We start from the raw sequence: 7639 nt of genomic DNA, 5'->3' as shown, positions 1-7639 counted from the left end.
CCCGCGGCCGGCCAGCAGATCGCGCAGGAACAGCAGGTCACCGTGTACGTCTCCAGCGGCCCCGAACAGGTGACCGTGCCCGATTGCGCGGCCGGACAGTCCTACGCCGACTGCGCGGCCGCGATGACGGCGGCCGGGCTGAACCCGTCGGCCAGCGGCGCGGGCGAAAGCGGCGTGGTGGAAAGCATCAACCCGACCGCGGGCACGCAGGTCGACAAGGGGTCGACCGTGACGATCACCACCAAGGCGGCGTCCTCGTCCGGCTCCGATGGCAACGGGTCCGGGTCCGGAGACGGCACCGACAACAGCGGGTCGAACGGCAACAACGGCGGATCCACCGACAACAGCGGGTCGAACGGCGGCAGCGGCGGATCCACCGACAACAGCGGATCAAACGGCAATAGCGGTGGATCCACCAATAACGGCGGATCCGAATCCGGCACCAGCGGCAACTAGCTCATAATGCTGGTGGAGCCTCGGCGTCCTGCAATTATGGACGGGCTTCGCCCGCGTTGTGCTGGCTCGCTTGTCGGCTCGCACATCGCCTACAAACAGCTCCGCTGTTTGCTTCACGGCGATGTCCTCGCTGAGGGCTCCCGGCGGGTGGGGGAGCTCCGCGGCCGAAGGCCGCCAATAAACAGCATCGCGCGCAGCGCGATACCGAAACACTGACGAGTGAGGGGCGTCTTCCCTATGGAAGGCGCCCCTCACTCACGTCCTGTATTGCCTGTATCGCTCAGCCGTCAGTTGTTGACCTTGGGCTGCAGGCCCGCGGACTTGGCCACGGCGTTGGTCTGGCCGCACACGGCCAGCCAGTTGGCGAGCAGACGGTAGCCGTCCTGCGTCATCACCGATTCGGGGTGGAACTGCACCGCGTACATCGGCAGGTCGCGGTGCTTGATGCCCTGGATGATGTGGTCGCCCTGTGTCCACGCGGTCACGACCAGCTCGTCCGGCACGGAATCCGGCTCCACGGCGAGCGAATGATAACGCGTCGCGGTCATCGGATTGGCCACGCCCTCGAAGATCTCGTCGTCGATGTGCTCCACCTGGCTCGTCTTGCCGTGCATGATCGTCGGCGCATGGTCCACGGTGCAGCCGAACACCTCGGCCAGCGCCTGCAGGCCAAGGCAGACGCCGAACATCGGCTTCCTCTCGGCCGCGCAGCGACGGATCACGTCCTCGCTGGCGCCCGACTCGGCCGGCGCGCCCGGGCCGGGGGAGATGAGCACGCCGTCGTAATCGTCCAGCAGACCGGGCTTCGCGGCGTCGATCGCGTCGTTGCGCACCACGTCGACCGTCGCGCCAAGCGTCTTCAGATAGCCGACGATCGTGTACACGAACGAATCGTAATTGTCGACGACCAGAATGCGCGCCGAATCAGTCATCACAGTCTCCTTGCCCGAGCGATCGTTGTTCTTCCGCCCAGTCTAATCAGTCCGGTCCATCACGCGCACGCCATGCCCAAAACCGACTGTGCCCAAAACCGGAGGTCGCGCGGGCCGCCGACCGTTGGCCGGGTCCCAGTCCTCCACGCCAACCTAACGCTCCCGAGCCTGTTATCGTTAGCCCGGTCCCGGTCTTTCGCCAAAACCTAACGATTTTGGGTCCGGGAGCGTTAGGTTGTGGCGAACCGGTAGGACCAGGCCAACGACGGACCCGGCCAACGGCTCAGATGGTGAGGATCAGACCGTAAGGCTCAGACCGTGAAATTGGACATCTGCTGCAGGTAGGGGATGTGCGAGGCGGCCCACGGGAAGCCCCACTGGAACAGCGAGGCGGCCGCGATGAACAGCACGATCAGCGTGAGCAGCACGCGGATCGGCAGCACGCCCGGCTGCATGCGCTCGAACCCGCCGTACAGGCTGAACTCCGGGCGGCGACGGTCGCCGGAACGCACCTCACGCCAGAACGGGTAGCGCCACGCGACCAGCGCCGCCAGGAACAGAATCACGTACGCCACGGCCGCCACCTGGATCACCGGCACCAGCGAATCCAGCTTGGACACCGGCGACGCGGTGACCTCGTTGACCGTGAACGTCGTGCCGCCGCTCGCATCGCTCGTCGCAAGCTCCTTCGGCGTGCCGTCCGACACCTTCGCCCAGTACTTGAGCTTGCCGTAGCTGATCCAACGGTAGATCGGGTCGGAATACTTCGGCTCGCACGTCGTCATCGTGATCATGCGTTCGGTCGGCGCGACCCCGGGGTGCTTCGGATTCTCGCCGATCACGCGGATCTCGGTCGGCAGCACGATCTCGTAGTCCGTGTATTCGTACACGTACCAGTAGTTCTGCGTGCGGATGACGATCGCGTCGCCCTTCTGCAGCTTGTCGACGTCGCCGAGCGGCTGTCCGTAGCCGTTGCGGTGGCCGGCGATCGCGAAATTGCCGACCTCGCCGGGCATCTGCGTGTCCGTATAGTGGCCCAGACCGTGCTTGTTGAGCTGCTCGAGCGTGGTGCCCTGCACCAGATTGCGCTCCCAGTTGTCGCCGAAGCGCGGGATGTAGATGGTGGCCATCAGCTCGCCGTCGGCGGTCGGCGCGGCCTCGACGGGCGGATCGCCCTCCTGCGCGGCCGCGACCTTCGTGCTGTCGCCGTTGCCCGGCGTCGACCAGTTCGCCGACTGCCGCGCCTCGACCTGCGCGTGCTCGGCCTGCACGCCCGTCCACCACATCTGCCAGACGATGTACAGCGCGCAGATCGCGGCCATCGTCAGCAGGATCTCGGCCAGCACGCCGGCTGCGACCCACAGCCAGCCGTGCCTGCGCGGCTGGTCGCCGGGACGTCCGGCAGGCTGGGATCCGGGCCGACCGGCACGCCCACGGCCACCGGTACGTCCGTCACGTCCGGAACGGGCCAGCCGACGCTCGCGACGCGACATGCCGTCCCCTGCGGCCGCCGCATCGCCGATGCCGGGCGTCGTGCCGACGGTCTCCACGTCGGCGACGCTTTCCAACGTTTCCGTTGATTGCGAATACTCCATAATTCCGTCCCCCTGTCCCGATCACGATCCGGCGCGCACCGTCGCGTCACGACAAGCCCGTCACGCGAACGATCCGTCACAGCCAGTCCGTCAGTCACGACCAAACCGCCGCGGGCCGCCGTCACTGCCCGCCGGTGTCGCTCCCACCGGACGTGTCCTGCGAGTCGCCCTTGGATTCGGCATCCGACCCGATGACGCTGGAATACTGCAGCGACTGCAGCGACGCCACCGCCTCCGGGAATTCCAGATTATCCTTGGACTCCACTTTCCACCCTAAGCCGAACGCGCTCACGTACTGCTTGTAGATCTGCACGGCCTGGGAATCGCCGAGCGCACGCGTCATGCCGTCGACCGGGCCGATCGCCGAGACCTTGTACGGCGGCGAGTATTTACGGCCCTGCAACAGCAGCACGTTGCCCTGGCAGATCACCGCGGAGTTGAACAGGACGCGCTGGTCCTGGATCATCATCGCCTCCGCGCCGCCGGCCCACAGCGCGTTCATCACGGACTCGATGTCCTCCTGATGCACCACGTAATCGTTGATGTTGGACGCGGAGCCGTTGTTGTCGACCATGTTCTCCCACAGCGGCGAATCGTCGAGCGTGACCGTGATGCCCGGCCCGTGGATCGCCCGAAGCGTCGTGCCCGAGCCGGCGCTGTTGATATCGCCGTTCGCCGCGTCCGTGCCGTCGGTCGTCAGATCCCTGAGCGTGTCGATTTTCGCGCTGAGCCGCTTCACGTCGTCGTTCAGTTCGGTGACGTGCTTCTGCCGCTGCTCGATCAGATCCGCGGTGTCGGACGAAATGACGGTGGTGCGGTTGACGCGCACGTTCGTCGCGAGCAGGAAGCCGGTGAGCGCGATGACCAGCAGCGCGGCGACGCGGCTGAACCACGGGCGCCGCACACCATGCTTGCCGACCGAATGCCTCGCCATGGGCCGTCCTTCCGTCTGGTGCCTTCTGGGCTTCGCCGGGGTCGAGTCACGGTATGAACCGTTTTGCCGGCGATTATTCGCTGGTTTCGAGTCTAACCACTATGATGACTTTTAGCCTAAATTAAAGGAGACATACCGATGGCAGACACCCAGCTGCACGACAACGACGAAGACACCCAGAAGGACTGGCAAGCCGACACCGCCGCGGACCAGTCCGCCGAGGACCGGACCGCGACTTCCGACGCCACTGACGCCGCCGACGCTTCCACCGACGAATCCTCTAACGATTCCGACGACGAAAACTACGGCGTTCCGATGGACCAGGTGGAGGCCGTGCTCAACGCCACCGCTGACAAGTCCGCGCTCACGCCGCAGATGCAGCGCATGATGGCCCGTCAGGAGGAGAACACCAAGCGCGTCGAGGAGACCATCAAGGGCACCAAGTCCAACCCGCGCTGGTTCGTGCCGCTGTTCTGCGCGCTCATGATCATCGGCCTGATCTGGGCGGTCTGCTACTACCTGACCACCGACTACCCGATCCCGGGCATCGGCGCATGGAACCTGCTCATCGCGCTCGCGATCATCATGGTCGGCTTCATCATGACCATGTGGTGGCGGTGAGTCGATCCATCCCGACGTTCAGCCGTACCGAATCGACGTTCAGCCGTTCCATTCCGGCTTCCGGCCGTAACTGAGTCCGCATCGTGCCGATGCGGTCCGGTTACGGCCTTTTTTGTCGTCCCGAACGGCCGTAACTGAGTCCCAATCGTGCCACGAGGATTCAGTTACGGTCTGTTCGTTACCGCTGATGCGCTTACACCTTGCGGCAACGCACGATCACGTGCTTACCGCCGGCGAGCGTGGTGGCGAACAGGTAGACGTCGCCACCGTCGGACAGTTTCAGCTTTTTGCGCAGTGCCGCCACGGTGAGCGGGAAGTTGCGCACGGCGATGTTGGCCTTCGTGACGCCGGCGAGCGCCTGTTTCAGTTCCTTTTTGCCCATCGTCGCAATAGTTTCGACGGCGAAGCGGCGGCCGGGAAAATCGGCGACGGGCCGATCTTTGCCGGCGCTGCCGGTACCACCGGAGGCTCCGGACACGAACAGGTGACTGTTCGGGCCGATCTGCGTGACGCCGTACCGATCCTCGACCAGCGCGAAACAGCCGGCCTTCATAATCGACGCGTTCGGCTCATACAGGTACGCGATCGGGTCAGGCAACGGGGCAAGGCCGAGCGTGCGGGACGATCGAAGGGATGTCGGGCCGGCGGGGACGACGGTCGGGGCAGTGGATACGCCGTCGATCGGCGCGCCATCGGCGGAGGCGACGGCAGCGATGGGGGAACCGGGAACCTGATCGGGGCGCAGGGCGGCACCGTCGAGCGCACCGGTCGAGGCATCGTACCGGCAGACCAGCACGTCACCGTCGTTGACGCAGTGGACATGGACCATCGCATTGGTTTGCCGGTCGAGCACGAGCAGCAGCTCCTTGCACTCGTTGCCGGTGGAGACGATATGGACCTCGCTGACCGCGCCGTGGAAGTCGGCCACGGCCTTGCGCCAGTCGAGCATCGGGGAGAGCTTGATCATGACGTGCGGGGCGGCGGCGAGCAGTCGGTCGCGCAGAGCGAGCACGTCCGGCGTGCAGTCCTCGATGGCGACCGTGCGGCCGCCGTGCTCGTCACGTCTGGCCGGATCGATGAAGATCAGGGCGATTGGCGCATCACTGGCAGCAATTGTCGGCGACACCGACCGGAGCAGGCCATTCGAATCGCCGCCACCAGCAACGTCCGTCGTTCCCGCCATGGCGCTGGCGGAGCCTCGGCCCCCTCGGTTGAGGGGGCTGGCGGCCGCAGGCCGACTGGGGGAGCGTACACCCGTCGCCCCCTGGCCAAGCAAGGCCTCCGCATCCGCATTCATCACACGCACATGGTCCAACCCCAACGCGCGCATGTTGTGCTCGGCAAGCTCGCACAGATGCTCTTGGCGCTCCACATAGACCGCATGAGCGAATTCGCGGGCCATATACGAGAAGTCCACGCCGAATCCGCCGGTCAGGTCGACCAGGCAGCCGTCAATCGGCTGCGCAGTATCCAGCGACGGACCTGCCGCGGACCGGTCAGGAGCGTCTGGACTGTCGGCAGCTTGTGACGCAACCCGCCGCGCGACGGACGCCTTGTAGCGCGCGGTGAATTCGGATGAGCATTGTTCCATCGAAATATGCGGCGGGTAGATGATCCCCTCGCACGCCGCCCATTCGGGCAGTTTGGTGCGCGCGGTCTGCCATCCGGCGATCTGGTCGAGCGCGAGCGGCAGGTCCAGTCCGTCCGTGCGCCTGGCTTTGAGCGCCAGATCACGCACGTTCTCAAGACGGTGTTCGGCCACGAATCGGGCGGTTTCGGGAGACAACTGCATGGTGTTCAGCGTATCCGTCGCCCGGGATTGCCGAGAACCGCGTCACATCAACGAGAAGCCAGCCGAGCTGACCACAGCGCAATACAGCACCAGCAGCAGGAACCGTAGCGAGGTCCAACCGACATAGCTGCCGCGCGGCGAACGGTTCGCGGCAATATAGTCGCGGATCGCGGCACGGCGCCACCACAGCACCGCCAGACCAAGCACCGAGCCCACAACAAGAAACACGTAATACGCCGGCTTTTCAGCAGCATCCGGCAACAGCCCGAACGCCATCGGCAACCATGTGGACAGCACCCCGTTGTTCACGAAGTGGAACACCATCGCCCACACCAGCGAATATTCCATCGCGATATAGCCGAGCAGCAAACCGCCCATAGCAGCCGACAGCCCCTGCAACAGGTCGCCGTGCAGCATGCCGAACAGCACGGACGGCGTGACGATCGCAAACATCTTGCCGCGCTCGCGCAGATCGCCCATCATCATGCCGCGGCACAGGATCTCCTCCGTGATCGGGGCGAGCACCACGACCGAGACGACCATGAGCAGCGATTCGTTCATCGTGCTGTCGATCAAGTTCAGCGCGATGGAGGTGAGCGAGACACCGAACAGCGCGAACAACGCCTTCAACGCCGCCATAACGGCTTCCGACAAGCCGCCGATCGCGATGAGCACCACGGCGAGCGCGGCGAATGAGGAAGGGGTCATGCGGCGGCGGTCGGAGGCGCCGAGCCAGAACTCGCGATCGGCGACCTGACGGCGACGCATGACGAGCAGAACGATCGTCGCGGCGATCGGGCCGACGCATTGGGCGATGGACGTCCTCGTGCCGTCGAGGTCCAGTGCCAGGCCGGGCGACGAGGACTCCGCGGCGCTTATCATACCCATGGCGACGGCTGGCAGGACGGCGACCAGCATGTAGACCAGCATCAGGCCGGCATTGCGGCCGACGAGGGCGTGGGCGCCCGTGCCGGACGGACGGGATCGGGGCGTCCGTGAGACTGGTGGGGTCTGGGGCTGCGGCGCGGCAGCAAACGGTGCGTCGGACGGAAGGCCGGTGTCTGCGGCGGCGTGGCCGTTTGCAGATTCGGGGATTACCTGGGTCATGGTTACAGCTCCTTTACTGATATGCCACGATGTCTGCAAGTGCAGTCTCGCGCAAGGATGTATGGATTTGAGGATGGAATCGATCGGTCACCGCGCATGTTGTGATGGCGGCATCGATCCGTTGCTTCAACAGTGAGGCAGTTTGACGATCGAGAGGCTGATTTCGTGGGATGTTGATGTCGGTTTGACGATCGAGAGGCTA

7 protein-coding genes are annotated in these 7639 nt (G+C 65.1%); 2 read left to right on the top strand and 5 right to left on the bottom strand.

Annotated features, from left to right (window positions below; genetic code table 11):
* The coding region (locus JS533_RS13085) for a PASTA domain-containing protein (protein ID WP_241515199.1) at positions 1–456 on the top strand (456 nt) is incomplete at its 5' end.
* Between the two features lie 287 nt (positions 457–743).
* Here the strand turns inward: JS533_RS13085 and JS533_RS13080 are convergent.
* The 3 genes from JS533_RS13080 to JS533_RS13070 all read right to left on the bottom strand — a co-directional run bounded on the left by JS533_RS13080 (position 744) and on the right by JS533_RS13070 (position 3917).
* A complete protein-coding gene (locus tag JS533_RS13080) occupies positions 744–1388 on the bottom strand; it encodes an anthranilate synthase component II (protein WP_241515198.1) in 645 nt (214 codons plus the stop codon).
* A 311-nt stretch (positions 1389–1699) separates the two neighbouring features.
* Positions 1700–2881 carry a class E sortase gene (locus JS533_RS13075; RefSeq protein WP_420838668.1) on the bottom strand — a complete coding sequence of 394 codons (1182 nt, stop codon included), beginning with the start codon at positions 2879–2881 and terminating at the stop codon, positions 1700–1702.
* A gap of 223 nt (positions 2882–3104) precedes the next feature.
* Positions 3105–3917 carry a DUF881 domain-containing protein gene (locus JS533_RS13070; RefSeq protein WP_241515195.1) on the bottom strand — a complete coding sequence of 271 codons (813 nt, stop codon included), beginning with the start codon at positions 3915–3917 and terminating at the stop codon, positions 3105–3107.
* Positions 3918–4055: 138 nt separating this feature from the next.
* On the opposite strand from JS533_RS13070, the gene crgA reads away from it, so the two are divergent.
* A complete protein-coding gene (crgA, locus tag JS533_RS13065; RefSeq protein WP_241515193.1) occupies positions 4056–4538 on the top strand; it encodes a cell division protein CrgA in 483 nt (160 codons plus the stop codon).
* Positions 4539–4731: 193 nt separating this feature from the next.
* Here the strand turns inward: crgA and JS533_RS13060 are convergent, their stop codons facing one another.
* Together JS533_RS13060 and JS533_RS13055 are read right to left on the bottom strand one after the other, a co-directional pair.
* On the bottom strand, positions 4732–6330 hold the full coding sequence (locus JS533_RS13060; protein ID WP_241515191.1) for a THUMP-like domain-containing protein: 1599 nt from the start codon (positions 6328–6330) through the stop codon (positions 4732–4734).
* 42 nt (positions 6331–6372) lie between these two features.
* A complete protein-coding gene (locus JS533_RS13055) occupies positions 6373–7437 on the bottom strand; it encodes a CPBP family intramembrane glutamic endopeptidase (RefSeq protein ID WP_241515189.1) in 1065 nt (354 codons plus the stop codon).
* Positions 7438–7639 lie beyond the last annotated feature (202 nt).

This window comes from Bifidobacterium amazonense (genome assembly GCF_018555435.2).
GTDB classification, from domain to species: Bacteria; Actinomycetota; Actinomycetes; order Actinomycetales; family Bifidobacteriaceae; genus Bifidobacterium; species Bifidobacterium amazonense.
The sequence above is the reverse complement of the archived record's forward strand: the minus strand, read 5'-3'. Positions and strand labels throughout refer to the sequence as shown.